Below are 26,265 nucleotides of genomic sequence, written 5' to 3'. Positions count from 1 at the left end.
ACAAGGCCGCTCCTACCGAAGCACCGTGAACATCTGTAGGAGCGGCCTTGTGCCGCGAAAAGGGCGCAAAGCGCCGCAAACGTGTTCAGATCACTTGAAGTCCAGGTTCAGCGCCTGGGCGCAGGCCTGCAGCGAGCGCCGCTCGCTTTGGGCATACAAGGCCAGTTCATCCTGCACCTTCATCTGCAGCGCTGCCTCGAAGGCTTCGCGGTTGGCATTGCTGCCATAGTCGGCCTGGGCATCGTCGCCCAGGTTGGACTGGAAGATCCCCGCCGCGCTCACCGGCAAGAAGTCTTCGTACACCAAGGCTTCGTAATGCACATAACCTGCGTCGATCAGCCCTTGCAGCGTGGTCGGCCGGCCCTGCTGGTCGCGGGCGGCCAGGCCCTTCTCGGTGGCGAAGTAGCGGAAATAGGCCAACCCCTGCTCGCGCATCTGCGCCAGGTCGTCCGGGAACTCGGCAAACTGCGCCTTGAGCAGCGCCATGTAGCGCTCGGCATTGGCTTCGGCTGGCACGCCGCCCAGGGCGTCGCGGGTTGCATCGAGCAGGCGGTCGTAGAGCTGGCGGCCTTTCGGCGTCAGCGCCGCGCCGCGTTGTTCGATCTCGCCGAAGCGCGCGGTATGACTGCCCTGCGCATCGCTGAAGGCTACCTTTTCCTGCAAGGCCTTGAAGCTGGTCTGGCGCAGCAGGATCGGATGACGGCGGGTGGGCGGGCCTTCGACCACCGCCTTGGGCGGGATGCCCTTGGCCGGCATGCCCAGCTGGATGGCGTCGATGTCCAGGGTGCGCGGGGTCAGGTGGTTGATGTGCGGGCCTTTGAAGGCCACCACATCGGCGATCAGGCGATGCTGATCGTGCAACCGCTGGTATTGCTCGGCGGTCACCGTCGCGTCCTGGTGCCAGCGGAAGGTGTGCAGCGCTTCCTGGACGAAGGCCTCGGCATCGGCAGCGCCCAAGCCACCGTCGCGCTCGCATTGGGCGATCAGTTCAAGGGCCCGTGGAGTGAAGATCTTGCGCTTGGCCAGGATGCCCTGGGCCAGCTCGCGCAGTTGCGGGTTGTCGATCAGCTCCAGGCGCAGCAGGGACGTGAACACGCGGAACGGGCTGATGTGCAGCGACTGTTCATGCACAGCGCGGAAGGCGGTGGAATGCACCGGCACGCCGGCCGAGCTCAGGTCGTAGTAGCCCACCGGCTCCATACCCATGACCGCGAACAGCCGGGCGATGGTCGCCAGCTCCTCGGCGGTGCCGACGCGGATGGCGCCATGGCGCTCCTGGTCGAGGCGCTCGATCTCACCGGTCCAGCGCAGGGCCTCGGCGACCGTGGGCTGCTGGGTCATCACCTGCTGGTTGATTTCGCTCACCAGCTCCAGCAGCGTGCCGTACAGGGGCACTTCCTGTTTGTACATGAGCGACATGGCGGCAGAGAACTGCGCGCGGATGCTGTCGGGGCTGACGAAATCATGGGCGGGCATCGCTAGCTTCCTGGAGGTGAGTGGATACCCGTACATGAAAGCGGGGAATGCACCTCCCCCACAAGCGAAAAAAAGTGCAGGTGTCATTCCTTTTGCGATTGATGATCGCGAGTGTTGCGCCATCCCTGTAGAGGCGGGCTTGCCCCGCGACGGCCCGCAAAGCGGGCCCGATAACAGTCAGCCCTGCAATTGCTCCCGAACCCACTCCACTAATGCCCGCACCTTCGGCACCTCCGCCGCATGTTCGGCAAAGGCCAGGTAATGGGCCCCGGGGCTCTTCATCGCATAGTCCCAGGCCACCACCAGGCTGCCCTCGGCCAGCTCCTTGCTCACCAGGTAGCGCGGTACCAGCGCCACGCCACAACCGGCCTGGGCCGCACTCAGTGCCATGTAGAATGTGTCGAAGCGCGGCCCGTGGTAGCTGTTGTCGGTGTGCAGGCGCTGCTCCAGGAACCATTCATGCCAGGCCTCTGGCCGCGAGGTGCTTTGCAGCAGCACCAGTTCGGCCACTTCGCTGGCATCGTGCAAGGCTCGCCCCTGCAGCAGCTCGGGTGCACACACCGGCACCACCTCCTCGCCGAACAGTTCCACGCAGGTGGCGCCCGGCCAGGTGCCCTGGCCATAGAAGAACACCGCGTCGGCCGAGCCCTGAAGCAGGGCGAAAGGCTCCATTTCGTTGCGGATGTCGAGGTGGATGTTGGGGTGGCGCTTGCCAAATCCCTTCAAGTGCGGGATCAACCAACGCACACCGAAACTCGGCTGGGTGGCTACCTTCAAGACTTCGGTCTGCTCGCCGTAGGTCAGTACGTAGCGACTGGACATGTCCACCTGGGTAAGGATCTTGTTGACCTCGGCCAGGTACAGCGAGCCCGCGGGCGTCAGTTGCAGGCGCCGACGAATGCGCAGGAACAGGTGGTGACGGAGCATTTCCTCGAGCTGTGCCACCTGCTTGCTGACCGCGCTCTGGGTCAGGTGCAGTTCCTCGGCGGCACGGGTGAAGCTCAGGTGACGGGCAGCGGCCTCGAAGCACTGCAGGGCGGTCATCGATGGCACCAGGCGTTTGGACATAGCGGTCTCTACGGCGGATTGTTCATTACCTGGCGGAATGATATACGGAATAAAGGTCGTTTGTTGCGCCAGTGTCATCGGATTAATACTGATCCACATCAGGTTTTCAACCCTCCACCTTCTGTAGGAGAAGCACATGGTCGCTGGATTGCTCGAGCGCCTTGGCGTTGCCGCCGAGGCTTACACCCAGGGTGACTACCCTGTTCACACGCCGATCGACGGCAGCCAGATCGCCTCGGTGAAGCTGCTCGACAAGGCCCAGACCACCGCGCGTATCGACCAGGCGCAAAAAGCCTTCGAGGCCTGGCGCAACGTGCCGGCCCCGCGCCGCGGCGAGCTGGTGCGCCTGTTCGGCGAAGTGCTGCGTGCCCACAAGGCCGAACTGGGCGAGCTGGTGTCCATCGAGGCCGGTAAGATCACCCAGGAAGGCCTGGGCGAAGTCCAGGAAATGATCGATATCTGCGACTTCGCCGTCGGCCTGTCGCGCCAGCTGTATGGCCTGACCATCGCCTCCGAGCGCCCGGGCCACCACATGCGAGAGTCCTGGCACCCGCTGGGCGTGGTCGGCGTGATCAGTGCCTTCAACTTCCCGGTTGCGGTCTGGGCGTGGAACACCGCGTTGGCCCTGGTGTGCGGCAACGCCGTGGTATGGAAACCGTCCGAGAAGACCCCGCTGACCGCCCTGGCCTGCCAGGCGTTGTTCGAAAAAGCCTTGAATGCCTTTGGTGATGCGCCGCAGGGCCTGAGCCAGCTGGTGATCGGCGGCCGTGAAGCCGGCGAAGCCCTGGTGGACGACCCGCGCGTACCGCTGGTGAGCGCCACCGGCAGCACCCGCATGGGGCGCGAAGTCGGCCCGCGCGTCGCGGCCCGCTTCGGGCGCAGCATCCTCGAGCTGGGTGGCAACAACGCCATGATCCTGGCCCCGAGCGCCGACCTGGACCTGGCCGTGCGCGGCATTCTGTTCTCGGCGGTCGGTACCGCCGGCCAACGCTGCACCACCCTGCGCCGCTTGATCGTGCACCGCTCCATCAAGGATGAGGTGGTTGCCCGTGTCAAAGCCGCCTACGGCAAGGTACGCATCGGTGACCCACGCAAGGACAACCTGGTCGGCCCGCTGATCGACAAGCAGTCCTTCGACGCCATGCAAGGCGCGCTGGCCAAGGCGCGCGACGAAGGCGGGCAGGTATTCGGCGGCGAGCGCCAGCTGGCCAGCGAATACCCGAACGCCTACTACGTTTCGCCGGCCATCGCCGAGATGCCGGGCCAGAGCGACGTGGTACGCCACGAGACCTTCGCCCCGATCCTCTACGTGCTGGCCTATGACGACTTCGAAGAGGCCCTGCGCCTGAACAACGAAGTGCCACAAGGCCTGTCCTCGTGCATCTTCACCACTGACATCCGCGAGGCCGAACGCTTCCAGAGCGCTTCGGGCAGCGACTGCGGCATCGCCAACGTCAACATCGGCACCAGCGGTGCGGAGATCGGTGGCGCCTTCGGCGGCGAGAAGGAAACCGGCGGTGGCCGTGAGTCCGGCTCGGATGCCTGGAAGGGCTACATGCGTCGGCAGACCAACACCGTGAACTACTCACGCGAGCTGCCGCTGGCGCAGGGGATCGTGTTCGACTGATGATCGCACGCGGGGGCTCTGCCGCCGTATCGCGGGACAAGCCCGCTCCCACAGGGTTCAGCGCAATCCTGTGGGAGCGGGCTTGTCCCGCGATGGGTCGCAATGCGGCCCCAACAAGAACAACATTGCTGGAGCCGGGCCATGTCCGAACTGCGTCAAGAATGTCTGTGGGAATTCGTCACCAAGCCAACCGTCGCCACCCAGGCCCTGGCCGGTGAGCACAAGGCCGATGTCTGCGTGATCGGCGGTGGCATCACGGGCCTGTCGGCGGCGATCCACCTGCTCGAGCAAGGCAAATCGGTGATCCTGCTGGAGGCCTGGAAGATCGGCCATGGTGGCTCGGGACGCAACGTCGGCCTGGTCAACGCCGGCACCTGGATCCGCCCCGACGACGTCGAGGCGACCCTTGGCCTGCAGCAGGGCAGCCGCCTGAACAAGGTGCTTGGCGAAGCTCCGGGCGAAGTGTTCGCCATGATCGAGCGCCTGGGCATCGACTGCCAGGCCCAGCACAAGGGCACCCTGCACATGGCGCACAATGCTACCGGCATCGCTGACCTGGAGGCCCGCCATGCCCAGTGGAGCCGACGCGGCGCCGACGTCGAGCTGTTGACCGGCGCGCGTTGCCAGGAATATTGCGGCACCGACAAGATTTCCGCCGCGCTGCTCGACCGCCGCGCCGGCACCATCAACCCCATGGGGTACACCCAAGGCCTGGCCGCTGCCGTGGCACGCCTGGGCGGCCAATTGTTCCAACAGTCCTCGGTCCAGGGCCTGGAGCGCGACGGCGATGGCTGGCGGGTGAATACCGCCCGTGGCTCTGTGCGTGCCGACAAGGTGGTGATTTCCACTGGCGCGTACACCGAAGGCGAGTGGAGCAACCTGCAGAAGCACTTCTTCCGGGGCTATTACTACCAGGTCGCGTCCAAGCCCTTGCAAGGCGCGGCGGCGGACAAGGTCCTGCCCCACGGCCAAGGCTCCTGGGACACCCGTACCGTGCTCAGCAGCATTCGCCGCGACGACCAGGGCCGCCTGTTGCTGGGCAGCTTGGGCCGAGTCGACAACAAGCCGGCCTGGTTCGTGCGCAGCTGGGCCGACCGCATCCAGAGCCATTACTACCCGGAATTGGGCAAGGTCGAATGGGAAATGCATTGGACCGGCTGCATCGACTTCACCCCCGATCACCTGATGCGCCTGTTCGAACCGGCCCCTGGGTTGGTGGCGGTGACCGGCTACAACGGCCGCGGCAACACCACCGGCACGGTGATCGGCCGGGCGTTTGCCGAATTCCTGCTCAAGGATGACCCAGACAGCCTGCCGATCCCGTTCTCGCCGATGAAGCCGGTGAGTGCCCCCTCGTTACGTACCGCGTTCTATGAGTCCGGATTCGCGCTGTATCACGCGGGCCAGTGCCTGCGGGTAGTGCTGTAGGAGCGTGGAGGCTTACTTGTGCAACCAGCTCAGGAAGCCGCCTTTCTTCACTTCAGGCGGCTTCTGCAGCAACAGTGATTCCCGGCTCTGGCGGCGGAACCGCTGCAGTTTGGTCAGTGCCGACTGCACCTCGCCACGCTTGATCAGGCAGCTGCGTACCTGCTCCTTGTCGATGCGATAGAGCAGGCAGCCGGTCAGCGTGCGGAACTCGGCGAAGGACGCCTCGTCGTCGGTCAACCCTTCGATCCCCAACACCTCGCCCGGCCCCATGCGCCCGGCCTCGACCAGCCGCTCGCCATCGCGGATCGACGCCGAGACCACGCCACTGCCGATCACCAGCACATGGTCGGAGTGCTCGCCCACGCCGAGGATCACCTGGTCCGCCAGGTATTCCACTGCTGTCATGCGCTGGCTCAGGGCATCGCGCTCTTCGCCGGTCAACGAGCGGAACACCCGCACCTCGTCCAGCAGGTCGCGCTGGCGACTTCGTGGTGGCAGGGCCAGATCGACGTTCCACATCACGCCGCTGGCCTCCAGGTGGCGGTGGGCCAGGTCGAACAGCTGGTTACGCACCTCGGTCTTGCGTTCCATGCTGGCGACGAAGCCGCTGGCCTCGTACTCCACGGATTCGAGGGTCGAAGCCTTCACCGCGACCTTGGGCTTGGGCGTGGCCAGCAACGCGCTGGTGCCCTGCAGCGCCTTTTCCAAAGCATCGAATACCCGTTTGGGCCGCACCTTGGCCGGTACCACCACACTGATCGATACCCCGTGCACATCCGCCGGGCGGCTGAAATTGAGCAGCCTGGCTTTCGCCACCACCGAATTGGGCACCACGGCCAGGCTACCGGTGCCGGTGAGCAGCCGCGTGGCGCGCCAGTCGATGTCCAATACCTTGCCTTCGGTGCCGTCGATGGAGATCGAGTCACCGATCTGGTAGGGCCGCGTGGTGTTCAGCACGATGCCGGAGAACACGTCCGCCAAGGTGCTCTGCAACGCCAGGCCGATGACGATGGCCATGACGCCGGAGGTGGCCAGCAACCCTTTGACCGGCAGTTGCATTACGTAGGCTGCCGCGGCCACCACCGCTGCGAGAAAGATCAGCGCGCCCAGCACGTCCTGCAGTAGACGCCCACCATGGCCGCCTCGCGCCACCAGCAGCAGGCCGAACACCACCGTGACCGTACGCGCGCCGAACAGCCACCAGGCGATTTCCAGCAGGGTGGCGATCAGGTTGCGCGGCACATCGTCCGGCCAGGGCGCAGGTTGCAACGGGCTCAGGCCGGCGGTGAGCAAGACCCAGCTGAACAGCAGGAAGATCACCAGCCGGGCAGCGATGCGACAGGCCCGGCGCTCGACCGGGATCAGCTGCCAGAGCAGCAGGTCCAAGAGCACCAGGCAGGCGCCGAGTAGCAGCGGTGAGGACTGGATGAAGGCCAGCATGATGGTCTCGGTTCAAGGACGGATGGGGGAAGTAAAGAGCACGTTGGGCAGGCAGGCAATGGATGACGTCGCCGCCCCATTCGCGGGTTTACCCGCGAGTCGAGCCGACACGGTTTTCGTTCTGAAAATAGAACGCAACAGCCAATTTTCACTATCTAGTGCTTCAAAGGTGATGTTTTTAATCTGTGCCCATGCAGTCAAGGCAACATCCCAACCCAATCTGAAGGAGCACAGACCATGACCCCATTCACCTACAACCGTCTGGACAAGAACAACGCTGCCGTTCTGCTGGTCGACCACCAGACTGGCCTGCTCTCGCTGGTACGCGACATCGAGCCGGATCGCTTCAAGAACAACGTGCTCGCCCTGGCTGATCTGGCCAAGTATTTCAACCTGCCGACCATCCTCACCACCAGCTTCGAGCAAGGCCCCAACGGCCCGCTGGTGCCAGAGCTCAAGGCCATGTTCCCGGACGCGCCCTACATCGCCCGCCCTGGCCAGATCAACGCCTGGGACAACGAAGACTTCGTCAAGGCCGTGAAGGCCACCGGCAAGAAGCAACTGATCATCGCCGGCGTAGTGACCGAAGTGTGCGTGGCCTTCCCGGCGCTGTCGGCCCTGGAAGAAGAGTTCGAAGTGTTCGTGGTGACCGATGCCTCCGGCACCTTCAACGAGATGACCCGCGACGCCGCTCACGACCGCATGAGCCGCGCAGGTGCGCAACTGATGACCTGGTTCGGCGTGGCCTGTGAGCTGCACCGCGACTGGCGCAACGACATCGAAGGCCTGGGTACCCTGTTCTCCAACCACATCCCGGACTACCGCAACCTGATGACCAGCTACAGCACCCTGGTTGCTGGCAAGTAAACCTCCTGACCAGGCGCCGGATGCCGACGCCTGGCTTCACCTTGCCTAGGGGAAGATCGATGGACAACCGTACTGTGGTGACGCTGGTCATCCAGCACAGAGTGCGCAGCGATGCGCTGGCACGTTATGAAGACTGGCTGCGGCACACCGTCGGCGTCGCCCGCCAGCAGCCGGGTCATCTGGATGTGAATGTGATCCGCCCTGACAACGGCAGCCGCCAGTTCACCACCGTGGTGCGTTTCGCCGAGGCCAACCAGTTGCAGGCCTGGGTCGATTCCGCCGAACGCCAGGCACTGGTCAACGAGGTGCTGCCGCTGCTGGAGGAAGGCGACCAGACCCAGGTCCATGATGATCCGGAGTTCTGGTTCACCCCACCCGCCAGCGGAGCGTCCCAACCGCCACGCTGGAAGCAGGCACTGCTGACGTACCTGGTGATCTGCCCCATGACGCTGGTCATCCCGCAGCTGCTGGCGCCGCTCTTCGCGCGCTTCCCGCAACTGGGCGGCGCGATCGCCGGCAACCTCATCGTCAACCTGTTCGTCATCCTGCCCGTGGTGTTCTACATCATGCCTTGGGTAACCCGCCGCTGCGCCAATTGGCTGCGCGGCTGAGCCAAGCCTTTGATGTAGCTGTGGGCGCGGGTTCACCCCGAAAGAGGCTACGCCAGACAGCACAAACGTTGAACAGGGCTAATCTTTCACAGCCCACCGCACTTGCATCCAGGCCCTGATCGGCCCCAGCCGGCATGCGCCCGGTTGCGCCTGCCGCCCAGACGGAGAAGACCATGTCCAAGGACCACAACGACACGACCCGTCGCCAGTTCCTCGCCGCCAGCACCGTGCTGGGTGCCGCCGGCGCGCTCTGGTCCGCATTGCCCTTCACCGGCGCCGCCGGTTCCGTTCACGCATCCATCCAAGGAGGTTCCATGACGGCCGACCTGATTCTGTTCAACGGCAAACTGCATACCGTTGACCGCGAGAAGCCCACTGCGACCGCAGTCGCCATCAAGGACGGCCGCTTCATCGCTGTGGGCAGCGACGCCGAGGCCATGGCCCACAAGGGCAACACCACCCAAGTCATCGACCTCAGGCAGCGCACGGTGATCCCCGGCCTGAACGACTCGCACCTGCATCTGATCCGCGGTGGTTTGAACTACAACCTGGAGCTGCGCTGGGAGGGTGTGCCGTCGGTAGCCGACGCCCTGCGCATGCTCAAGGACCAGGCCGCGCGTACACCCACCCCACAGTGGGTGCGTGTGGTCGGTGGCTGGAATGAATTCCAGTTCGCCGAAAAACGCATGCCGACCCTGGAAGAGATCAACCAGGCCGCGCCCGACACCCCGGTGTTCCTGCTGCACCTCTACGACCGCGCGTTGCTCAACCGAGCCGCCCTCAAGGCCGTGGGCTACACCAAGGACACCCCCAATCCGCCAGGCGGCGAGATCCAGCGCGACAAGTTCGGCAACCCGACCGGCATGCTCATTGCCCGCCCGAACGCGATGATCCTCTACGCCACCCTGGCCAAGGGGCCGAAGCTGCCGCTGGAATACCAAGTCAATTCCACCCGCCAGTTCATGCGCGAGCTCAACCGCCTGGGCTTGACCAGTGCCATCGATGCCGGCGGCGGCTACCAGAACTACCCGGACGACTATCAGGTCATCCAGCAGCTGGCCGACAATAACCAGCTGACCGTCCGCATCGCCTACAACCTGTTTACCCAGAAGCCCAAGCAGGAACTGGCCGACTTCAAGAGCTGGACCTCTAGCGTCAAGCTGCATGGCGGCAACGACTTCCTGCGCCACAACGGCGCCGGCGAAATGCTGGTGTTCTCGGCTGCCGACTTCGAAGACTTCCTCGAGCCGCGTCCTGACCTGCCGCAAACCATGGAACAAGAGCTCGAGCCGGTGGTGCGCCATCTGGTGGAGCAGCGCTGGCCGTTCCGCCTGCATGCCACCTACAACGAGTCGATCTCGCGCATGCTCGATGTGTTCGAGAAGGTCAACCGTGACATCCCGTTCAACGGCCTGCCATGGTTCTTCGACCACGCCGAGACCATCACGGCGCAGAACATCGAGCGAGTGCGGGCACTTGGCGGTGGTATCGCCATCCAGGACCGCATGGCCTTCCAAGGTGAATACTTCGTCGACCGCTATGGCGCCAAGGCTGCCGAGCAGACGCCGCCGATCAAGCGAATGCTCGACATGGGCGTGCCGGTGGGGGCCGGTACCGACGCTACCCGTGTGTCCAGCTACAACCCATGGACTTCGTTATATTGGCTGGTCAGCGGCAAGACCGTCGGTGGCATGGCGCTGTACCCCGAAGGCCTCGACCGCGACACCGCCCTGCAACTGTTCACCCAGGGCAGCGCCTGGTTCTCCAGCGAGCAGGGCAAGAAGGGCCAGATCAAAGTAGGGCAGCTGGCCGACCTGGCGGCGCTGTCGCTGGACTTCTTCAGTGTCGAGGAGGAAGCGATCAAGGGGATCGAGTCGGTGCTGACCATCGTCGACGGCAAGGTGGTATATGGCGCGGCGGAGTTCGACAGGCTCGGCCCCCCGCAGGTGCCGGTGCTGCCGGAGTGGTCGCCGGTGACCAAGGTGCCAGGGCATTGGCGAGTCGGTACGCCGTCGTTGGCGGCGATGGCCCACCAGTGCGTCGGGCCTTGCGGGGTGCATGCGCACAGCCATGAGAAGGCGCGGCATTCGAATGTACCGGTGAACGACTTCCAAGGTTTCTGGGGCGCACTGGGCTGCTCGTGCTTCGCGTTTTGAGCGCACATGCCCTGTGACGCGGCCTTGCGTCGCGAAAAGGTTGAAAGCAGCCCCAAGACAACACTGCAACACAGGCCGGGGCTGCTTCGCCATCTCGATATCAAGCCATGTCGCTGACGGCGAACTCCTCGGCCAAATGATCGATCAACGCCCGCACCGACGGCAGCAACCCCCGTCGCGAAGGGAAGATCGCATGCACGATACCGCAGCGCGGGTGCCAACCCGGGATCAACTCCACCAACCGGCCCGCTGCCAGGTCGTCGCGCACCGCCACCCGCGGCAAGTGCGCGATACCTACCCCGGTCACTACGAAATGGCGCAAGGCGAACAGGTCGTCAGTCACTACGCGGGGCGTGTGGGGGATGACGATGCTGCGACTGGCGTCCTCGTCGTGGAACAGTTCCCAGCGGTATTCACGCTGGGCGCTGCCCCAGTGCAGGCTCGGCAGCTGGCCGAGCATCAGGGGGTCAAAGCCGTCAGGCAGTTGCTCCTGGAACTGCGGCTGGCCGACCAGGCACTGGGTGCTGTTGCTCAGCACCTTCATCACCATGTCGGTGTTTTCCAGCGGCGGGAAGCGTACACGCAAGGCGATGTCGAAGCCCTCGTGCAGCAGGTCGACCCGGCGGTTGGTGCTCTCGATGAACAGTTCCACCTGCGGGTACTTGATCATGTAGCGGGTCAGCATCGGCCCGACCCAGGAGTTGAGCAGGGTGGTCGGGCAGCTGATGCGTACCAGCCCGCGAGGTTCGCTGCGGTTGCGCTCGATGATCTCCGCCGCCCCCTCGGCCTCCACGCGCATGGCCAGGCAGCGCTGGTAGTAGGCCTGGCCGATCTCGGTCAGCGAGCAGTGCCGGCTGGTGCGCTGCAGCAGGCGCACGCCCAGGCGCTCTTCCAGGTCGGCGATGCGCCGGCTGAGCTTGGACTTGGGAATGTCCAGCGCCCGGCCAGCCGGGGCGAAGCCGCCGTGCTCGACTACCTGGGTGAAGTAGTAGAGGGAATTGAGGTCTTCCAATGATCGTCTCCGGATGCGTGGCTGCCTGTACTGGCCTCTTCGCGGCTAAAGCTGCTCCGTTGTGGGGCGCGGCTCCAGATGCGAAAGGGCTGGTGTAGATAGTACAAAACAATCGTCCATGAAACAGAACGCCAGCTGAATCGCGCCGGCTGCGAGTGGGTAATATCTCGTAACTCGATGGGTGGTTGCCTGGGGTGGTGGCGATACATCAATTCACAGGCTGCGATTCGATCCCATCCAGCAGCGCCTCAATCAACCCCTCTGCCATTTCGACTGCATTCAGAGTGCTCCAGAACAGGCTCTTGCCGGTTTCGTCCAGGTGTTCCAAAGCTTTGTAGCCGTAGTCGTAGGCACCTCTCAGGTACTGTGCGACGTGTACAAGGGCGTCATGGGCGGATACGTCCGGATTTACCGTGAACAATGGTGGATGGCCGGCGTCGCAGCGGCTGAAGGCGCGTTGTGTGGTGTTGGGGAGGGGTGGATCGGGGACGATCTTTTTCATAGCCAAGCTCCGATAGAAGTTGGCCGGCACCATCCGTTTCCACGCGAAGGGTGGCGGCTGCACGCGGGGTGGAAAGCCAGGCTATCGGAACCCCGGCAGGCCATTCGGCCTCCCGCATGCAGCTGCCATGACGACAGCTATTCCGATTACCTGCCGGGTTTCCACGCCCGATCGCTGAACCGACAGCGATCCGGCAAGCCTAGAGAGCAGGCTTTCCCCGGACAATCAGACGGGCGTCGACACGGTGTGTACGATAAATCCCCACGCTGCACGCATACGTAGGAAATGGCTCGCGATGAAGTAGGGCGTTGCTGAGACGACCGTGTTTAAGAACGGTGCACGGCTAGTGCAGTCAAGCCTTCTTTCCGGAGGCTATATCAGACCGTCTAGTAGCGATGGCCTGCGAAGAGGGCGGCTGGATTTGCTTGGAATTAATTTGAGAAATTACTTACGCATAGATCGGAGCACCTGAAGTCGCCAAACCGGGCGGTCAGGAACAAACTGCGGCACCCGGAAATCCTTCAGGAGCACGACTATGTGGCTTCCCAATGCCATGTTCGATCCACCCCACCCAGGGGAGTCTCTCCGTGAGGACGTATTACCTGCTATTGGCATGAGCGTATCGGGGCTGGCGCGCCACCTCGGCTATTCGCGTGGGCAATTGTCCACCGTGCTCAATGGGCGCGCCGCCATGTCTGCCGACCTTGCTTATCGTCTTGAGCTGGCGGGCCTTGGTGATGCCCGCCAGTACCTTGCGGAACAGGCTGCTTATGATCTCTGGCAGGCTGCGCACCGTGAGCACCCCCAGATAGTACGGTTAGTGTTTGCCTGATCGCTCAATCAGTATCCGATTCAAACAACCGCTCCAACTCCAACCGCGCCTCCTTGGCCGTCTGCATCACCTTGGCCCGGTCATCGCGTACCTGCCCTTGGGCGACCAGCACCTCTTCGTCATGCTGGGCGAACCGTTCGATCCGGTCGGCTGCCTGTTCGTCGCTCAAGCCCAACCCGACCAATGCCCGGCGGCTCATCTCCAGGCTGGAGTAGAACGTCTCGCGGATCGGCTCGGCGCCTACATCCACCAACTTGTGCACATGCTGGCGGTTGCGTGCGCGGGCCAACACCTTCAGGTGCGGGTACAGGCGCTTGACCCGCTCCGCCGTGCGGGTGGTGACGTCGGGGTCGTCGGTGGTGATGACGATATACTCCGCCTCGCCGACCTTGGCCGCGTGCAGCACCTCCGGGCGCAGCGGGTCGCCGTAGAACACCGGGGCCTGCTCGAACATGCGGGTCATCTCGATGGCGTCCACAGACGTTTCCAGGGCGATGAAGGGGATTTTCTGGGCGCGCAGGATGCGCGAAACGATCTGGCCCATGCGGCCCATGCCGACGATCACCACCCGTGGCGTGTCGGTCTGGATCTGCTTGTACTGTTCGGGCACTTCACGCGTGGCTTGCGGGCGCTTGAGGGCGCGGGCGCAACCGAGCATCAGTAGGGGCGTGATGGCCATCGACAGGGTGATGGTCATCAACAGCAGGTCGTAGGTCTGGGTGTCGAGCAGGCCCTGGTCCTTGCCCAGCTTGAACACCACGAAGGCGAACTCACCGCCCGCCGCCAGTACCATGCCCAGGCGAAGAGCACTGGTGCTGCTCAGACCTGCGACGCGGCCGACGCCGATCAACAGCGCCAACTTCACCGCGACCAGGAGCAGGGTCAGGCCCAGCAGCACGAAGGGCATCTCCAGCAGCAAGCCCAGGTTGGCGCCCATGCCTACGCTGATGAAGAACAGGCCCAGCAGCAGGCCCTTGAACGGTTCGATCTGCGACTCCAGCTCATGGCGGTATTCGGAATCCGCCAGCAGCAGGCCGGCGAGGAAGGCGCCCAGGGCCATGGAAATGCCGGCTTCCTCCATCAGCCAGGCGGTGCCGATCACCACCAACAGTGCAGTGGCGGTCGAGACCTCAGGGATGCCTGTACGGGCTACGGTGCGGAACACCGGGCGCAGCAGGTAACGGCCGCCGACGATGACGATGGCGATGCTGGCGAACACCTTCAGGCCATGTTCCAGGCTGTCGCCCTGGCTGGTGTCCGGGCCGCTGGCGGCCAGCAGAGGGACGAGGGCGATGAGCGGGATCGCTGCGATGTCCTGCATCAGCAGGATGGCGAATGCCAGGCGCCCGTGAGGGGCGTTGAGCTGCTTGGTTTCCGCCAGGCTCTGCAGGCCCAAGGCGGTGGACGACAATGCCAGGCCCAGGCCGAGCACGATCGCTGCCGGCAGCGACTGGCCGAAGCCGAACAGGGCGATGGCGCCGATGACCGCGCCGGTCAGCAACACCTGGGCGGTGCCGACACCAAACACCGATTTGCGCATCAGCCACAGGCGTTTCGGCGACAGCTCCAGGCCGATGATGAACAGCAGCAGAACTACACCCAACTCGGAAATATGCGCGACGCTTTCGGTATCGCGGATCAGCCCCAGGGCTTGTGGGCCGATGGCCACGCCAGCGAGCAGGTAGCCGATCACTGCGCCCAGTTGCAGACGCTTGGCCAGCGGGACTGCCAGGACAGCGGCGAGCAGGAAGATCACTGCGGTTTGTAGAAGGCTGCCTTCGTGGGGCATTGCTCGGGCTCCTTGAGCGGCTTGTGGGGGATTGGCGCAGCGGTATCAGCTTACGCCAGGGTAAGCGAGGGGCGCATTTTCGTCCTGGGATCGAAACAGGACAATCCGGGTTTCCCGAGAAGCAGCGTTCTGTCATTGGCACCTTTGCAGGCCCCATCGCCGGACAAGCCCTCAGGGATTTCGCGAGTTTTTAGAGCGGCGCGGTCTCGGTGTGAGCTGGCGACAGCCTGCGATGGGCTGCAAAGCAGCCCCAAGCCTTCAAACGGTGGAGCTCTTCAGACTCAAGGGGCCGCTTTGCGGCCCATCGCAGGCTCCGCCAGCTCCTACACGTCATCGCCACCTTGAGCACGGCGGCAAACCTGTGGGAGCGGGCTTGCCCCGCGATCGAGTCGCCTGCACTGCCATGATCAGGAACCAGGCCGATACTGCAGCGCTTCGGCCAGGTGCGCACGGCCAATGCGCTCCACCTGCTCAAGGTCAGCCAGCGTGCGGGCCACCTTGAGCAGGCGATGGGCTGCGCGCAACGACAAGGTCAAACGCTCGCAGGCACCCTCCAGCCAGGCCTGGTCGGCAGGCTCCAGCACGCAATGGCGGCGCAGGCCATTGAGGTCGAGAAAGGCATTGGCGCACCCTTGGCGGCGTTGCTGCAGCTCGCGGGCCTCGGCCACCAGGCGGGCGACGCTGGCGCTGGAATCGCCGCTGGGGTCGTTGGTCAGCACCGTGCTTTCCCGTGCCACGGTCAGATGCAGGTCGATGCGGTCGAGCAGGGGGCCGGAAAGCTTGTTGCGGTAGCGCTGGATCTGTTCGGTGCTACAGCGGCAGCGCCCGGTAGGGTCGCCCAGGTAGCCGCACGGGCAGGGATTCATCGCAGCCACCAACTGGAAGCGCGCCGGGAAGCGGACCCGGTCCTTGGCCCGCGCCACCACGATCTCGCCGGACTCCAAGGGTTCGCGAAGTACTTCGAGTACACGCCGCTCAAACTCTGGCAGTTCGTCCAGAAACAGCACGCCATGGTGCGCCAGGGTGATCTCTCCTGGTTGCGGCCGGCTGCCCCCGCCCACCAGGGCCGGTCCTGACGCTGAGTGATGAGGGTGTCGGAAAGGCCTCTGTGGCCAGCAGTCCAGCGGCTTATGGCCGCTGACCGACTGGATCGCCGCCACTTCCAGGGCTTCGCGTTCATCCAGTGGGGGAAGCAACCCGGGCAGGCGGCTGGCGAGCAATGTCTTGCCGGTACCTGGCGGGCCTGTAAAAAGCAGGTTATGGGCTCCCGCCGCCGCCACCAACAGCGCACGCTTGGCTGCGGCCTGGCCTTGTACTTCGCTGAGATCGGGGTAGGGCCGGCTGCGCAGCAGCAAACCGTTGGCCGCGTAAGGTGGCAGGGGCACCTGGCCGTTGAGGTGGGCGACCAGCTCCAGTAGATGGCCCACCGCATAGACCACCAGGCCGCTCGCCAGGCTCGCCTCTTCCGCATTCTCCTTCGGCACGACCAACGCTCGCCCGGCCTCCCGTGCCGCCAGCGCCGCCGGCAAGACGCCCTGTACCGGGCGCAACCCACCCGACAAGGCCAGCTCACCGATGCACTCGATCTCGCTCAAAGCCGCCACTGGTACCTGGCCATTGGCCGCGAGGATGCCCAGGGCGATGGCCAGGTCGTAACGGCCGCCGTCCTTGGGCAGGTCGGCGGGCGCGAGGTTCTGGGTGATGCGTCGGTTGGGGTAGTCCAACCCGGAATTGACGATGGCGCTGCGCACCCGGTCCTTGCTTTCCTTGACCGTGGCTTCGGGCAGCCCGACCAGGGTCAGGGTTGGGAGGCCGTTGGCCAGGTGGGTTTCGACGCTGACAGCGGGCGCCAGTACTCCGACCTGGGCGCGGCTGTGGACGAGGGCGAGGGACATGGACACTCCGTGGTCGCTTGTGGGGAACCGCTTCCTGCGGTTTGGCAAGCATAGAGCGCCTGGGGAAAGGCTATCGGGAAAGAGTGCGTCGGGGTTTTGCAGCGAACCGGGTCAAGGCCAGGGGCCGCTGTGCGGCCCTTCGCGGGTGAGCCCGCACCCATAGGGAGCGGCGGTCGTTATTCCTGGGCAGGCGGCGCGACCCGAGCCTCCAGCTCGGCCAGTTGCTTCTCCAGCGCCTCCAGGCGGGCGCGGGTGCGCGCCAGGACGACCATCTGGCTGTCGAATTCGTCCCGGCTGACCAGGTCCAGCTTGCTGAAGGCACCTTGCATCAGGACCTTGAACTGGCTTTCCAGTTCGGCGCGGGGTTGGGCGGTGTCGCCGCTGAACAGGCGGGAGGCCTGGTCGCTCAGGGCGTCGAGGAAGGCTTTTGGCGCGAGCATGTTGGGCTGTCCGCTGAATCAATGAGAAGACGGGCAGTGTAACACGCGCCCCGGCGGGGCTCGCGCTGCACAGGTTTTGCGCAATACGCCAGGCCAGCATGCACCATAATTGTGCGCGTTTTGCCTGATAGCGATTGGCCCAGCACTCGGATTTACAGTAACTCTTTGTTTTTTATGGCTTTGTTCGAGCTGGCAAGGTTTCTGCTAAGACCTCTGCGAGCCATGCACTGATGCAGTTCCTTGAACCAGGCAGCGCGCATGCGATGCCAGATGCCGCCGACGGCGCGTTACAAAGCCAGGCGCTGCGCTTAGACTTGAGACGGGTTTGTTTTCCTGGGGCAAGTCCACCAAATCGGGAGAAGTTTCATGAAGCTAGTCACTGCCATCATCAAGCCGTTCAAGCTGGACGACGTGCGCGAGTCGCTGTCGGAAATCGGCGTGCAGGGCATCACCGTGACCGAAGTCAAAGGCTTCGGTCGGCAGAAAGGCCATACCGAGCTGTACCGCGGTGCCGAGTACGTGGTCGATTTCCTGCCCAAGGTGAAGATCGACGTCGCCATCGACGACAAGGATCTTGACCGGGTCATCGAAGCCATCACCAAGGCGGCCAACACCGGCAAGATCGGTGACGGCAAGATCTTCGTGGTCAATCTGGAGCAGGCCATTCGCATCCGTACCGGCGAAACCGATACCGACGCGATCTAAGCACCACAGCCTCACCAAACCCAACGCCCCAGGAGAAAACAACATGACTCTGCGCAAGATCGCAGGGCTAGGAGCCCTATTGTCCCTCGTAATGCCCGGCCTGGCCCTGGCAGAGGACGCTGCCCCGGCGCTGAACTCCGGTGACACCGCCTGGATGCTCACCGCCACGGCGCTGGTGCTGTTCATGACCATTCCGGGCCTGGCGCTGTTCTACGGCGGCATGGTGCGCTCGAAGAACGTGCTGTCGGTGATGATGCAATGCTTCGCCATCACCGGCCTGATGAGCATTCTCTGGGTCATCTATGGCTACAGCCTGGCATTCGATACCTCCGGTATGGAAAAAGGCGTGGTCAACCTCAATTCCTTCGTCGGCGGCTTTTCCAAGGCGTTCCTCAGCGGTGTCACGCCTCAGAGCCTGACCTCGGCTGCCGCGCTGTTCCCCGAAGCGGTGTTCATCACCTTCCAGATGACCTTCGCCATCATCACCCCGGCGCTGATCGTCGGTGCTTTCGCCGAGCGCATGAAGTTCTCTGCGATGCTGGTGTTCATGGGCGTGTGGTTCACCTTGGTCTACGCACCGATCGCCCATATGGTCTGGAGCGGTGACGGTGCACTGATGTGGGACTGGGGCGTACTGGACTTCGCCGGTGGCACCGTGGTGCACATCAACGCTGGTATCGCAGGCCTGGTCTGCTGCCTGGTGCTGGGCAAGCGCAAGGGCTACCCGACCACGCCGATGGCCCCGCACAACCTGGGCTATACCCTGATGGGCGCCGCGATGCTGTGGATCGGCTGGTTCGGTTTCAACGCAGGTTCCGCCGCCGCCGCCAACGGCACCGCCGGCATGGCCATGCTGGTCACCCAGATCGCCACCGCCGCCGCGGCACTGGGCTGGATGTTCGCCGAATGGATCGGCCACGGCAAACCGAGTGCCCTGGGCATCGCCTCGGGTGTGGTCGCCGGCCTTGTGGCCATCACGCCGGCTGCCGGTACCGTTGGCCCGATGGGCGCGCTGGTGATCGGCCTGGCTTCGGGCGTGATCTGCTATTTCTGCGCCACCAGCCTCAAGCGCAAGCTCGGCTACGACGACTCTCTGGATGCCTTCGGCGTGCATGGGGTCGGCGGTATCGTCGGTGCCATCCTCACCGGCGTATTCGCAGCGCCTGCCCTGGGCGGCTTTGGTGCGGTCGAAGACATCGGCGCGCAGGTCTGGGTGCAGACCAAGGGCGTGCTGTTCACCGTGGTCTACACCGCCATTGCCACCTACGTGATCCTCAAGGTGCTCGATGGCTTGATGGGGCTGCGAGTCAATGACGAAGAAGAGTCGGTCGGCCTCGACCTGGCTCAGCACAACGAACGCGGCTACAACCTGTAACCGCAACGCGGTAGAAAATCGCCCGGTTCGCCGGGCTTTTTTTTGCCTGGAATTCGCTGTTTAGCGTAGGGCAAACGGTTTACCCGGCACGTTCGTGACATTCGTAAAAAACTTACAGGTTGCCAGGCGTTCAGGGAGCTTTGCTTTTTTCACGAGCGCGCTAGAATGCGCGCCGAAGGGTGTTCGATGAGCTGTCCACACTCTTCTCAACCCTTTGCTAGGCTTGCAATAGCGCATGGCCAGCAGGTAATTGCCGGCGCTTTTTTCCGGCCGATGGCTCGATGATTTTTCAGGCACTGCCAGGAGCAGGGCCTGCAGGGCGGCAGTCTCCCATCAGGAGATGGATGCCCGGGCAGTGGCCAACCCACGGCCAGTTGAATTTTCACTGGTGGACGCCGGTCTACGGCTCCATTGGTCTATAACTAACCTGCTTTTCGCAAGTCATGAGGTAGAACATGAGCGACGACGATCTGGAAAATGACGACCTCGAAGTAGGCGACGAAGACGAGGCCGATGAGGGCCTTGAAGCTGCAGCCGACGACGGCGTGGAAGATGCCGGCGAAGACGACAGCCCCGCACCTGCCGCCAAGGGCAAATCCAAGGCAGCGGTCTCGGTAGACGAGATGCCGAGCATGGAGGCCAAGCAGAAGGAGCGCGATGCGCTGGCCAAGGCCATGGAAGAATTCCTTGCACGTGGTGGCAAGGTTCAAGAGGTCGAAGCCAACGTGGTCGCCGATCCGCCCAAGAAGCCGGACAACAAGTACGGCAGCCGCCCTATCTGAGTGGCTGGATGCAAGAAAGCCCGCCGTCGCTGCGGGCTTTTTTGTGGCTGGCGATCCGGTGGGGCCGGCAATGATTCTGTGGAGATTACCTAGCCCTTCGGGCTGAGCTGTCGCGCAGCGTACACGTGGTTAGTGCTGCCCCTGTGGGAGCGGCCTTGTGCCGCGGTCAAGGCGAAGCCCTTGCCAGGCGACGGTGATATCGGGTCGGGCCTAATCGGGGGACAAGCCCGCTCCCACAGATCCGTTCACCGCCAGCGGGTCAGGATGTCCGGCAACTGGGAAAGCCGTTGGATCTCGGCATCCGGCGCCTGCTCGCCCGCCCAGGCCTTGCCCTGGGGGTTGAACCACACCGCCCGTAGCCCTGCGCGCTGGGCGCCGGCGATGTCATCACCGGGGTGGTCGCCGATGTGCACAGCCGCACTGGCCTCCACCTCGCCACGGCGCAGGGCTTCAAGAAACGGTGCCGGGTCCGGCTTGCCGATGCCCAGGTCCTCGGCGCACAAGGCGAACCGGAAATAGTCCGCCAGCCCCAGGCGACGCACATCGGCGTTGCCATTGGTGACCACGCCGAGGATGTACTGGTGACGCAGAATCTCCAGCACCGGTTGCACCTCGGGGAATACCTCGACCTGGTGACGGGCATGGAGGAACACCTCGAACCCTTCGTTGGCCAGTTCCTGGGCCTGTTTTGCGCTGTAGCCGACTTCTTCCAGGGCATGGAACAGCACTCGGCGGCGCAGGGCGCTGATCCGGTGCTTGAGGCCAGGCTCGGCCTGTACCAGGCGCTCACGGATGGCGAACAGGTGTTCGACCGGGATCGGCCCCAAGCTCGGGGCGTTGGCCTCGAGCCAGTCGCGCAGGACGATCTCGGCGCTGGCGATCACCGGTGCGGTGTCCCACAGGGTGTCGTCCAGGTCGAAGGTGATCAGCTTGATGCTCATGAGTCTGTGCCTTTGCTGCGTTTGGCCCGAGGATGGGCGCTGTCGTACACCGCGGCCAGGTGCTGGAAGTCCAGGTGGGTGTAGATCTGCGTGGTGCTGATGTCGGCGTGGCCGAGCATCTCCTGCACGGCGCGCAGGTCCTGGGACGATTCCAGCAGGTGGCTGGCGAAGGAATGGCGAAGCATGTGCGGGTGCAGGTGCTGGCCGAGTTCGCGCTCGCCGGCAGTCTTGACCCGTATTTGAATGGCGCGTGGGCCGAGGCGGTTGCCCTGGCGGGTGACGAACACGGCATTGTCCCGCGGGGCGCTGATGCCGCGCAGCTTGAACCACTCCTGCAGGGCCTCGCGGGCCTTGCGGCCGACCGGCAGGACGCGGGCCTTGCCGCCCTTGCCCAGGACCTGGACCAACCCGCCGGCCAGGTCCAGGTGGTCCATGTCGAGGTTGGTCAGCTCCGACAGGCGCAGCCCGGACGAATAGAACAGCTCGAGGATGGCCTGGTCGCGTCGGGCGATGAAGTCGTCATCGACGCCGCCATCGAGCAGTTGCAGTGCGCGGTCGGTATCCAGGGTCTTGGGCAGGCGCCGTTCGCCTTTGGGTGGCGATAGGCCGTTGGCTGGATCGTGCTGGCACAGGCCTTCGCGGTTGAGGTAGCGGTACAGGCCCCGCACTGCCGAGAGCAGGCGTGCCAGGCTGCGCGACGACTGGCCGTGGTGGTGCTGGCGTGCGACCAGCTGGCGCAGTTGCTGTACCTGCAGCGCCTCCCAGCCGTCGATGCCTTGGCTGTTGCAATATTCGATGACCTTCTGCAGGTCGCGACGGTAGGCCAGCAGGGTGTGGTCGGACACCTGGCGCTCGTTGCGCAGGTGTGCGCAATAAGCCTCCAGCTGGCGCTCCATCAGCGCACCGGTCGCAGGGTCTGGGTGAAGCGTGGGACGACACGGCCGAGCACTTCGGCGATGTAGCCGAGGAACAGGGTGCCGACGCTGCTCTTGTAGTGTTGCGGGTCGCGGCTGCCGATTGCGAGCACGCCATGCAGCCCCTGGTATTCCAGGGCGGCCACGGCACTGGAGCCGACTTCCTTGCGTTGCTCCTCGCCGAACAGGAAGGCCAGCTCGTGCTCGCGCAGGTTGCCGCTGACCGTCTTGCCACTGCCCAGGAGCGCGCCGATGGCCTGCTGGGCCTCGCCACTACTGGCCCAGCGACCGACCGGGGCGGCCGTTTCGCCGAACAGGATCAGGCTGACGAAGGGCACCTGGAATTCCTGGCGCAGGCTGTCCTCGACCGCCATCACCACTTCCTCCAGGCTGCCCGCGTCGAGCAGGTCGAGGATCAGCCGTCGGGTCTTGTCGAACAGCCGGTCGTTGTCCCGGGCCACGTCCATCAACTGCGACAGGCGATGGCGCATCTCGATGTTGCGGTCGCGCAGCAGCTTGAGCTGGCGTTCCACCAGCGACACGCTGTCACCGCGCTGGTGCGGGATGCGCTGTTCGACCAGCAACTCGTCGTGTTCGGCGAAGAAGGTCGGGTGGGCGCGCAGGTAGGCGACCACGGCCTCGGCATCGAGGTCCTGGGCCTGCTTGGGTGCAGCCTGGGGCTGATCGGTCATGGCGGTTACTCGCTTAAAGACGAACCTGTCCTTCGTAGACGCGCACGGCGGGGCCGGTCATCAGTACGGGCTTGCCGGGGCCGGCCCATTCGATGTTCAGGCGCCCGCCCGGCAGGTCGATGGTCACCGGCGAATCCATCCAGCCTTGGCTGATGGCGGCCACGGCAGCGGCGCAGGCGCCGGTACCGCAGGCCTGGGTCTCGCCGGCGCCACGTTCCCACACGCGCAGGTTGGCGCGGTGGCGGTCGATGACCTGGATGAAGCCGGCGTTGACCCGCTGCGGGAAGCGCGGGTGGTGTTCGATCTTCGGCCCGAGTTCATGCACCGGCGCAGTGCGCACGTCGTCGACACGCAGCACCGAATGGGGGTTGCCCATGGAAACGGCGGCGATCGAATGGACCTGGCCGTCGACTTCCAACGGGTAGCTCAGGGCCTGTTTATCGGCGACGAAGGGTATTTCAGCCGGGACGAAGCGCGGAGGGCCCATGTCGACGCACACCTGGCCATCGTTGCGCACGTCCAGCTCGATGATGCCGCCCTTGGTTTCCACGCGGATACGCTTCTTGGCGGTCAGGCGCTTGTCCAGTACGAAGCGGGCGAAGCAGCGCGCACCGTTGCCGCACTGTTCGACTTCGGAGCCATCAGCGTTGAAGATCCGGTAGCGGAAATCCACGTCCGGGTTGCTGGGGGCCTCGACGATCAGCAGCTGGTCGAAGCCCACGCCAGTGTGGCGGTCGCCCCACTGCTTGGCGTGCTTGGGCTGGATATGCGCGTGCTGGCTGACCAGGTCCAGGACCATGAAGTCGTTGCCCAGCCCATGCATCTTGGTGAAACGCAGCAGCATGGGGTCACTCCGGGAGCAGGCTTTCGCCGGCGAACAGTTCGGCGATGGTTTCCCGGCGACGGACCTCGAAGGCCTGGTCGCCGTCGACCAGCACTTCGGCACAGCGGCCACGGGTGTTGTAGTTCGAGCTCATGACAAAACCATAGGCGCCCGCGGACTGGACAGCCAGCAGGTCGCCTTCGGCCAGGTTCAGCACGCGGTCCTTGGCCAGGAAGTCACCGGTCTCGCAGATCGGGCCGACCAGGTCGTAGCTGCGGCCTTCGCCCTGGCGTGGCTTGACCGCGCTGACACCCATCCAGGCCTGGTAAAGGGCTGGGCGGATCAGGTCGTTCATCGCCGCATCGATGATGGCGAAGTCCTTGTGTTCGGTGTGCTTGAGGTATTCGACCTGGGTCAGCAGCACGCCGGCATTGGCGACGATGTAGCGGCCAGGTTCGAACACCAGGGCCAGGTCGCGCTCGCCTACGCGCTCGCGGATCGCCTTGATGTAGTCGGCCACCAGCGGCGGCTGTTCGTCGCGGTAGCGCACGCCGACGCCGCCACCCAGGTCCAGGTGACGCAGGTGGATGCCGCACTCGGCCAGGCGGTCGACCAGCACCAGCAGGCGGTCGAGGGCATCGAGGAACGGCTCGACGGTGGTCAGCTGCGAACCGATATGGCAGTCGACACCGACCACATCCAGGTTGGGCAACTGCGCGGCGCGTACGTAGATGGCCTCGGCGTCGGCAATGGCGATGCCGAACTTGTTCTCTTTCAGGCCGGTGGAGATGTACGGGTGGGTACCGGCATCGACGTCCGGGTTCACTCGCAGCGACACCGGTGCGACCTTGCCCATCTCGGCCGCCACGACCTGCAGGCGTTCGAGCTCGTCGGTGGACTCGACGTTGAAGCAGTGCACACCCACTTCCAGGGCGCGGCGCATGTCGTCGCGGGTCTTGCCGACGCCGGAGAACACCACGCGGTCGGCACGCCCGCCGGCGGCCAGCACACGCTCCAGCTCACCGCCGGAGACGATGTCGAAGCCCGCGCCCAGGCGCGCCAGGACGTTCAGCACGCCCAGGTTGGAGTTGGCCTTGACCGCGAAGCACACCAGGTGCTCGACACCTTGCAGGGCGTCGGTGTAGCTGCGGTACTGGGCTTCGATGTGGGCACGCGAGTAGACGTAGGTGGGGGTGCCGAAACGTTCGGCGATGGCCGACAAGGCCACGCCTTCCGCGAACAGCTCACCGTCGCGGTAGTTGAAAGCGTCCATTGGATTTCCTTACTGCTCGGGCTGCGGCTCTTGCTGGGCGGGTTCGGCGGCATCGACCGGTGCAGCCGGCTCGGCAGCTTGATGCTGGTGCGACTTGTGGCTGTCCTTGCCGTCCTTGCCTTCTTCAGGCAGGTACAGAGGGCCCTTCTGACCGCAGGCCGAAACGAGGCAGGCAACCGCGACCAGCGCCGCGAGGGAGGAAATCAGGCGCTTCATTGGCGAATCCTTTGAAATATGCAGTATTACGCCCGAGTATACCGAGCGCCTGCGGGCTTGCCTATGCAAGGACCGGTCCGCCTGGCGGACATACAGCCTGCATGCTGTTGGCGGGTGAACTCGTTCCGACTGGGCCGAACGCTGGGCTGCGGGAGCGGTTCTACCTACGAACGGAGCGCCGCCGACACAGATGCTAACCTTTGCATTCGCCGGCAAGCGCCCGTATCTTGCCCGGCTTGCCGTAAGCAGCCAATTTCGAGGTTCCTGCAATGAGTTTGAGCGAAGCGCGTTTCCACGACCTGGTCGACGCGACCCAACAGGCCCTGGAAGACCTGTTCGATGAAAGCGGGCTGGATGTGGACATGGAGAACTCCGCCGGGGTGCTCACCATCAAGTTCGACAGTGGCAGCCAGCTGATCTTCAGCCGTCAGGAGCCGCTGCGCCAGCTGTGGCTGGCCGACCGCTCGGGGGGCTTCCACTTCGACTATGACGAAGAGAGCGGCAAATGGGTCTGCGAGAAGAGCGAGGAACTGCTGGGCGAGATGCTCGAGCGCATTGTCTGGGAGCGCGCCGGCGAGAAGCTGGACTTCGACGAGATCTGAGATGAGCGAGCAACCCCGGCCGCCCAAGCCGCTGTACAGCAACGTAAGCCCGGCGGTGCCTTCGCCGTGTGTCAGCGTTTGCCGGCTCGACGAGCGCAGGGTCTGCACCGGTTGTTTCCGTCATGTGGAACACATCCGTGAATGGCGCTCGGCAGACGACGAACGGCGCCGCCAGATCTGCCGCGAAGCCCAGGTGCTGCGGGCGCAGCACAGCACCCAATGATGCCATGGGCTTGAGTATTTGCCCGGCTGTGGTAGTGTCAGGTTTGCGTCGTTGACGCCAAAAGCATTCACAAACCCCGCCCTTGGGCGGGGTTTTGCTTTATCTGCCTGTTAAAAAGGAGTCTGACTGGATCATGAGCACCAAGCCTTCCCTCATCCTCACCCGATTGGACGTACAGCGTCTGGAGCGTCTGATCGACAGCCTCGACGAAAGTACGCCGGGTGTGCTCGCCTTGCAGGACGAGCTGGACCGCGCCGAGCAGGTGGTGGGTCACGAGGAGGTCCCAGCCGGGGTGGTGACCATGAACTCGCGCGTGCACTGCCGCGAGGAAGCCAGCGGCAAGGACTATCACCTGACCCTGGTGTACCCGAAGGATGCCGGCGGCGAAGGCAAGGTGTCGATCCTCGCACCGATCGGCTGCGCGCTGCTGGGGTTGTCGGTGGGCGAGCAGATCGACTGGCCGGCGCCGGGCGGCAAGACACTCAAGCTGACGTTGCTGGAGGTCGAGTACCAGCCGGAAGCGGCGGGTGATTTCGACCTTTGAAAGGTAGGGTAGGGGCCGCTTTGCGGCCCGAT

At 64.3% G+C, this 26,265-nt stretch carries 26 protein-coding genes; 12 read left to right on the top strand and 14 right to left on the bottom strand.

Annotated features, from left to right (window positions below):
• Positions 1 to 90: 90 nt before the first annotated feature.
• A complete protein-coding gene (locus ACNFCI_RS02685; RefSeq protein ID WP_368828750.1) occupies positions 91 to 1,476 on the bottom strand; it encodes a VOC family protein in 1,386 nt (461 codons plus the stop codon).
• 177 nt (positions 1,477 to 1,653) lie between these two features.
• Entirely contained in the window at positions 1,654 to 2,544 is an 891-nt protein-coding gene (locus ACNFCI_RS02680) for a LysR family transcriptional regulator (protein ID WP_084855366.1), read from the bottom strand.
• Between the two features lie 136 nt (positions 2,545 to 2,680).
• Between ACNFCI_RS02680 and ACNFCI_RS02675 the strand changes: the two genes are divergently transcribed.
• On the top strand, positions 2,681 to 4,171 hold the full coding sequence (locus ACNFCI_RS02675) for an aldehyde dehydrogenase family protein (protein WP_084855367.1): 1,491 nt from the start codon (positions 2,681 to 2,683) through the stop codon (positions 4,169 to 4,171).
• A 141-nt stretch (positions 4,172 to 4,312) separates the two neighbouring features.
• The gene (locus ACNFCI_RS02670) at positions 4,313 to 5,599 is read left to right on the top strand and encodes an NAD(P)/FAD-dependent oxidoreductase (RefSeq protein WP_084855368.1); all 1,287 of its coding nucleotides are present in this window, start codon (positions 4,313 to 4,315) and stop codon (positions 5,597 to 5,599) included.
• 12 nt (positions 5,600 to 5,611) lie between these two features.
• Here the strand turns inward: ACNFCI_RS02670 and ACNFCI_RS02665 are convergent, their stop codons facing one another.
• A complete protein-coding gene (locus ACNFCI_RS02665; protein ID WP_324818022.1) occupies positions 5,612 to 7,039 on the bottom strand; it encodes a mechanosensitive ion channel family protein in 1,428 nt (475 codons plus the stop codon).
• A 237-nt stretch (positions 7,040 to 7,276) separates the two neighbouring features.
• Here ACNFCI_RS02665 and ycaC point away from each other — a divergent pair, with 237 nt between their 5' ends.
• The 3 genes from ycaC to ACNFCI_RS02650 all read left to right on the top strand — a co-directional run bounded on the left by ycaC (position 7,277) and on the right by ACNFCI_RS02650 (position 10,673).
• Positions 7,277 to 7,906, top strand: coding sequence for an isochorismate family cysteine hydrolase YcaC (gene ycaC, locus ACNFCI_RS02660; protein ID WP_084855370.1), 630 nt, complete (start codon positions 7,277 to 7,279; stop codon positions 7,904 to 7,906).
• Between the two features lie 59 nt (positions 7,907 to 7,965).
• Positions 7,966 to 8,517, top strand: a complete 552-nt coding sequence (locus tag ACNFCI_RS02655) for an antibiotic biosynthesis monooxygenase (RefSeq protein ID WP_084855371.1) — start codon at positions 7,966 to 7,968, stop codon at positions 8,515 to 8,517.
• Between the two features lie 173 nt (positions 8,518 to 8,690).
• Positions 8,691 to 10,673, top strand: coding sequence for an amidohydrolase (locus tag ACNFCI_RS02650; protein WP_368828751.1), 1,983 nt, complete (start codon positions 8,691 to 8,693; stop codon positions 10,671 to 10,673).
• A gap of 100 nt (positions 10,674 to 10,773) precedes the next feature.
• On the opposite strand, the gene ACNFCI_RS02645 is transcribed toward ACNFCI_RS02650, so the two are convergent.
• Together ACNFCI_RS02645 and ACNFCI_RS02640 are read right to left on the bottom strand one after the other, a co-directional pair.
• Positions 10,774 to 11,685: a LysR substrate-binding domain-containing protein gene (locus ACNFCI_RS02645; RefSeq protein WP_084855373.1), complete on the bottom strand. Its 912-nt coding sequence runs from the start codon at positions 11,683 to 11,685 to the stop codon at positions 10,774 to 10,776.
• Between the two features lie 208 nt (positions 11,686 to 11,893).
• Positions 11,894 to 12,187, bottom strand: a complete 294-nt coding sequence (locus tag ACNFCI_RS02640; protein ID WP_368828752.1) for a hypothetical protein — start codon at positions 12,185 to 12,187, stop codon at positions 11,894 to 11,896.
• 535 nt (positions 12,188 to 12,722) lie between these two features.
• Between ACNFCI_RS02640 and ACNFCI_RS02635 the strand changes: the two genes are divergently transcribed.
• Complete coding sequence (locus ACNFCI_RS02635; protein WP_324818034.1) at positions 12,723 to 13,019, top strand: HigA family addiction module antitoxin; 297 nt, start codon at positions 12,723 to 12,725, stop codon at positions 13,017 to 13,019.
• A gap of 4 nt (positions 13,020 to 13,023) precedes the next feature.
• On the opposite strand, the gene ACNFCI_RS02630 is transcribed toward ACNFCI_RS02635, so the two are convergent.
• The 3 genes from ACNFCI_RS02630 to ACNFCI_RS02620 form a co-directional block, all read right to left on the bottom strand.
• Positions 13,024 to 14,808 (bottom strand): monovalent cation:proton antiporter-2 (CPA2) family protein, encoded by a 1,785-nt coding sequence (locus ACNFCI_RS02630; protein ID WP_324817657.1) that lies wholly within the window; start codon positions 14,806 to 14,808, stop codon positions 13,024 to 13,026.
• 407 nt (positions 14,809 to 15,215) lie between these two features.
• On the bottom strand, positions 15,216 to 16,703 hold the full coding sequence (locus ACNFCI_RS02625; protein WP_084855376.1) for a YifB family Mg chelatase-like AAA ATPase: 1,488 nt from the start codon (positions 16,701 to 16,703) through the stop codon (positions 15,216 to 15,218).
• A gap of 176 nt (positions 16,704 to 16,879) precedes the next feature.
• Positions 16,880 to 17,143 carry an accessory factor UbiK family protein gene (locus ACNFCI_RS02620; RefSeq protein WP_084855377.1) on the bottom strand — a complete coding sequence of 88 codons (264 nt, stop codon included), beginning with the start codon at positions 17,141 to 17,143 and terminating at the stop codon, positions 16,880 to 16,882.
• Positions 17,144 to 17,509: 366 nt separating this feature from the next.
• On the opposite strand from ACNFCI_RS02620, the gene glnK reads away from it, so the two are divergent.
• From glnK to sutA, 3 genes are all read left to right on the top strand, one after another.
• The gene (glnK, locus tag ACNFCI_RS02615; RefSeq protein WP_002555808.1) at positions 17,510 to 17,848 is read left to right on the top strand and encodes a P-II family nitrogen regulator; all 339 of its coding nucleotides are present in this window, start codon (positions 17,510 to 17,512) and stop codon (positions 17,846 to 17,848) included.
• A gap of 43 nt (positions 17,849 to 17,891) precedes the next feature.
• The gene (locus ACNFCI_RS02610; protein ID WP_084855378.1) at positions 17,892 to 19,223 is read left to right on the top strand and encodes an ammonium transporter; all 1,332 of its coding nucleotides are present in this window, start codon (positions 17,892 to 17,894) and stop codon (positions 19,221 to 19,223) included.
• A 455-nt stretch (positions 19,224 to 19,678) separates the two neighbouring features.
• Positions 19,679 to 20,005, top strand: coding sequence for a transcriptional regulator SutA (sutA, locus tag ACNFCI_RS02605; RefSeq protein ID WP_084855379.1), 327 nt, complete (start codon positions 19,679 to 19,681; stop codon positions 20,003 to 20,005).
• Positions 20,006 to 20,250: 245 nt separating this feature from the next.
• On the opposite strand, the gene ACNFCI_RS02600 is transcribed toward sutA, so the two are convergent.
• The 6 genes from ACNFCI_RS02600 to lptM are packed head-to-tail and all read right to left on the bottom strand — an operon-like array spanning position 20,251 to position 24,864.
• Positions 20,251 to 20,946: an HAD family hydrolase gene (locus tag ACNFCI_RS02600; RefSeq protein ID WP_084855380.1), complete on the bottom strand. Its 696-nt coding sequence runs from the start codon at positions 20,944 to 20,946 to the stop codon at positions 20,251 to 20,253.
• Entirely contained in the window at positions 20,943 to 21,842 is a 900-nt protein-coding gene (gene xerC / locus ACNFCI_RS02595) for a tyrosine recombinase XerC (RefSeq protein ID WP_084855381.1), read from the bottom strand. The genes ACNFCI_RS02600 and xerC overlap by 4 nt, the downstream gene beginning before the upstream one ends.
• Positions 21,842 to 22,552 (bottom strand): DUF484 family protein, encoded by a 711-nt coding sequence (locus tag ACNFCI_RS02590; RefSeq protein WP_084855382.1) that lies wholly within the window; start codon positions 22,550 to 22,552, stop codon positions 21,842 to 21,844. Before ACNFCI_RS02590 ends, xerC begins: the two co-directional genes overlap by 1 nt.
• A gap of 13 nt (positions 22,553 to 22,565) precedes the next feature.
• On the bottom strand, positions 22,566 to 23,396 hold the full coding sequence (dapF, locus tag ACNFCI_RS02585) for a diaminopimelate epimerase (RefSeq protein WP_084855383.1): 831 nt from the start codon (positions 23,394 to 23,396) through the stop codon (positions 22,566 to 22,568).
• Positions 23,397 to 23,400: 4 nt separating this feature from the next.
• Positions 23,401 to 24,648: a diaminopimelate decarboxylase gene (gene lysA / locus ACNFCI_RS02580; protein WP_084855384.1), complete on the bottom strand. Its 1,248-nt coding sequence runs from the start codon at positions 24,646 to 24,648 to the stop codon at positions 23,401 to 23,403.
• 9 nt (positions 24,649 to 24,657) lie between these two features.
• A complete protein-coding gene (gene lptM, locus ACNFCI_RS02575; RefSeq protein WP_084855385.1) occupies positions 24,658 to 24,864 on the bottom strand; it encodes an LPS translocon maturation chaperone LptM in 207 nt (68 codons plus the stop codon).
• A gap of 269 nt (positions 24,865 to 25,133) precedes the next feature.
• On the opposite strand from lptM, the gene cyaY reads away from it, so the two are divergent.
• The 3 genes from cyaY (at position 25,134) to rnk (ending at position 26,233) form a co-directional block, all read left to right on the top strand.
• Positions 25,134 to 25,466: an iron donor protein CyaY gene (cyaY, locus tag ACNFCI_RS02570; RefSeq protein ID WP_043213409.1), complete on the top strand. Its 333-nt coding sequence runs from the start codon at positions 25,134 to 25,136 to the stop codon at positions 25,464 to 25,466.
• 1 nt (position 25,467) lies between these two features.
• A complete protein-coding gene (locus ACNFCI_RS02565; protein WP_084855386.1) occupies positions 25,468 to 25,689 on the top strand; it encodes a DUF1289 domain-containing protein in 222 nt (73 codons plus the stop codon).
• 133 nt (positions 25,690 to 25,822) lie between these two features.
• The gene (rnk, locus tag ACNFCI_RS02560) at positions 25,823 to 26,233 is read left to right on the top strand and encodes a nucleoside diphosphate kinase regulator (RefSeq protein WP_084855387.1); all 411 of its coding nucleotides are present in this window, start codon (positions 25,823 to 25,825) and stop codon (positions 26,231 to 26,233) included.
• Positions 26,234 to 26,265 lie beyond the last annotated feature (32 nt).

The sequence above is a fragment of the Pseudomonas sp. NY15356 genome, from assembly GCF_048068175.1.
Lineage (GTDB): Bacteria > Pseudomonadota > Gammaproteobacteria > Pseudomonadales > Pseudomonadaceae > Aquipseudomonas > Aquipseudomonas putida_K.
Note: the sequence above shows the minus strand (reverse complement) of the source record. Positions and strands in the feature narration are given on the sequence as shown.

Coding starts and splice junctions, on each gene's coding strand:
- sutA (WP_084855379.1), top strand. CDS start 19,679: ATGAGCGACGACGATCTGGAAAATGACGACCTCGAAGTAGGCGACGAA.
- ACNFCI_RS02590 (WP_084855382.1), bottom strand. CDS start 22,552: ATGACCGATCAGCCCCAGGCTGCACCCAAGCAGGCCCAGGACCTCGAT.
- rnk (WP_084855387.1), top strand. CDS start 25,823: ATGAGCACCAAGCCTTCCCTCATCCTCACCCGATTGGACGTACAGCGT.
- ACNFCI_RS02625 (WP_084855376.1), bottom strand. CDS start 16,703: ATGTCCCTCGCCCTCGTCCACAGCCGCGCCCAGGTCGGAGTACTGGCG.
- ycaC (WP_084855370.1), top strand. CDS start 7,277: ATGACCCCATTCACCTACAACCGTCTGGACAAGAACAACGCTGCCGTT.
- glnK (WP_002555808.1), top strand. CDS start 17,510: ATGAAGCTAGTCACTGCCATCATCAAGCCGTTCAAGCTGGACGACGTG.
- ACNFCI_RS02685 (WP_368828750.1), bottom strand. CDS start 1,476: ATGCCCGCCCATGATTTCGTCAGCCCCGACAGCATCCGCGCGCAGTTC.
- ACNFCI_RS02640 (WP_368828752.1), bottom strand. CDS start 12,187: ATGAAAAAGATCGTCCCCGATCCACCCCTCCCCAACACCACACAACGC.
- ACNFCI_RS02665 (WP_324818022.1), bottom strand. CDS start 7,039: ATGCTGGCCTTCATCCAGTCCTCACCGCTGCTACTCGGCGCCTGCCTG.
- ACNFCI_RS02670 (WP_084855368.1), top strand. CDS start 4,313: ATGTCCGAACTGCGTCAAGAATGTCTGTGGGAATTCGTCACCAAGCCA.
- ACNFCI_RS02620 (WP_084855377.1), bottom strand. CDS start 17,143: ATGCTCGCGCCAAAAGCCTTCCTCGACGCCCTGAGCGACCAGGCCTCC.
- lysA (WP_084855384.1), bottom strand. CDS start 24,648: ATGGACGCTTTCAACTACCGCGACGGTGAGCTGTTCGCGGAAGGCGTG.
- ACNFCI_RS02600 (WP_084855380.1), bottom strand. CDS start 20,946: ATGAGCATCAAGCTGATCACCTTCGACCTGGACGACACCCTGTGGGAC.
- ACNFCI_RS02650 (WP_368828751.1), top strand. CDS start 8,691: ATGTCCAAGGACCACAACGACACGACCCGTCGCCAGTTCCTCGCCGCC.
- ACNFCI_RS02630 (WP_324817657.1), bottom strand. CDS start 14,808: ATGCCCCACGAAGGCAGCCTTCTACAAACCGCAGTGATCTTCCTGCTC.
- cyaY (WP_043213409.1), top strand. CDS start 25,134: ATGAGTTTGAGCGAAGCGCGTTTCCACGACCTGGTCGACGCGACCCAA.
- xerC (WP_084855381.1), bottom strand. CDS start 21,842: ATGGAGCGCCAGCTGGAGGCTTATTGCGCACACCTGCGCAACGAGCGC.
- lptM (WP_084855385.1), bottom strand. CDS start 24,864: ATGAAGCGCCTGATTTCCTCCCTCGCGGCGCTGGTCGCGGTTGCCTGC.
- ACNFCI_RS02610 (WP_084855378.1), top strand. CDS start 17,892: ATGACTCTGCGCAAGATCGCAGGGCTAGGAGCCCTATTGTCCCTCGTA.
- ACNFCI_RS02655 (WP_084855371.1), top strand. CDS start 7,966: ATGGACAACCGTACTGTGGTGACGCTGGTCATCCAGCACAGAGTGCGC.
- ACNFCI_RS02565 (WP_084855386.1), top strand. CDS start 25,468: ATGAGCGAGCAACCCCGGCCGCCCAAGCCGCTGTACAGCAACGTAAGC.
- ACNFCI_RS02635 (WP_324818034.1), top strand. CDS start 12,723: ATGTGGCTTCCCAATGCCATGTTCGATCCACCCCACCCAGGGGAGTCT.
- ACNFCI_RS02675 (WP_084855367.1), top strand. CDS start 2,681: ATGGTCGCTGGATTGCTCGAGCGCCTTGGCGTTGCCGCCGAGGCTTAC.
- dapF (WP_084855383.1), bottom strand. CDS start 23,396: ATGCTGCTGCGTTTCACCAAGATGCATGGGCTGGGCAACGACTTCATG.
- ACNFCI_RS02680 (WP_084855366.1), bottom strand. CDS start 2,544: ATGTCCAAACGCCTGGTGCCATCGATGACCGCCCTGCAGTGCTTCGAG.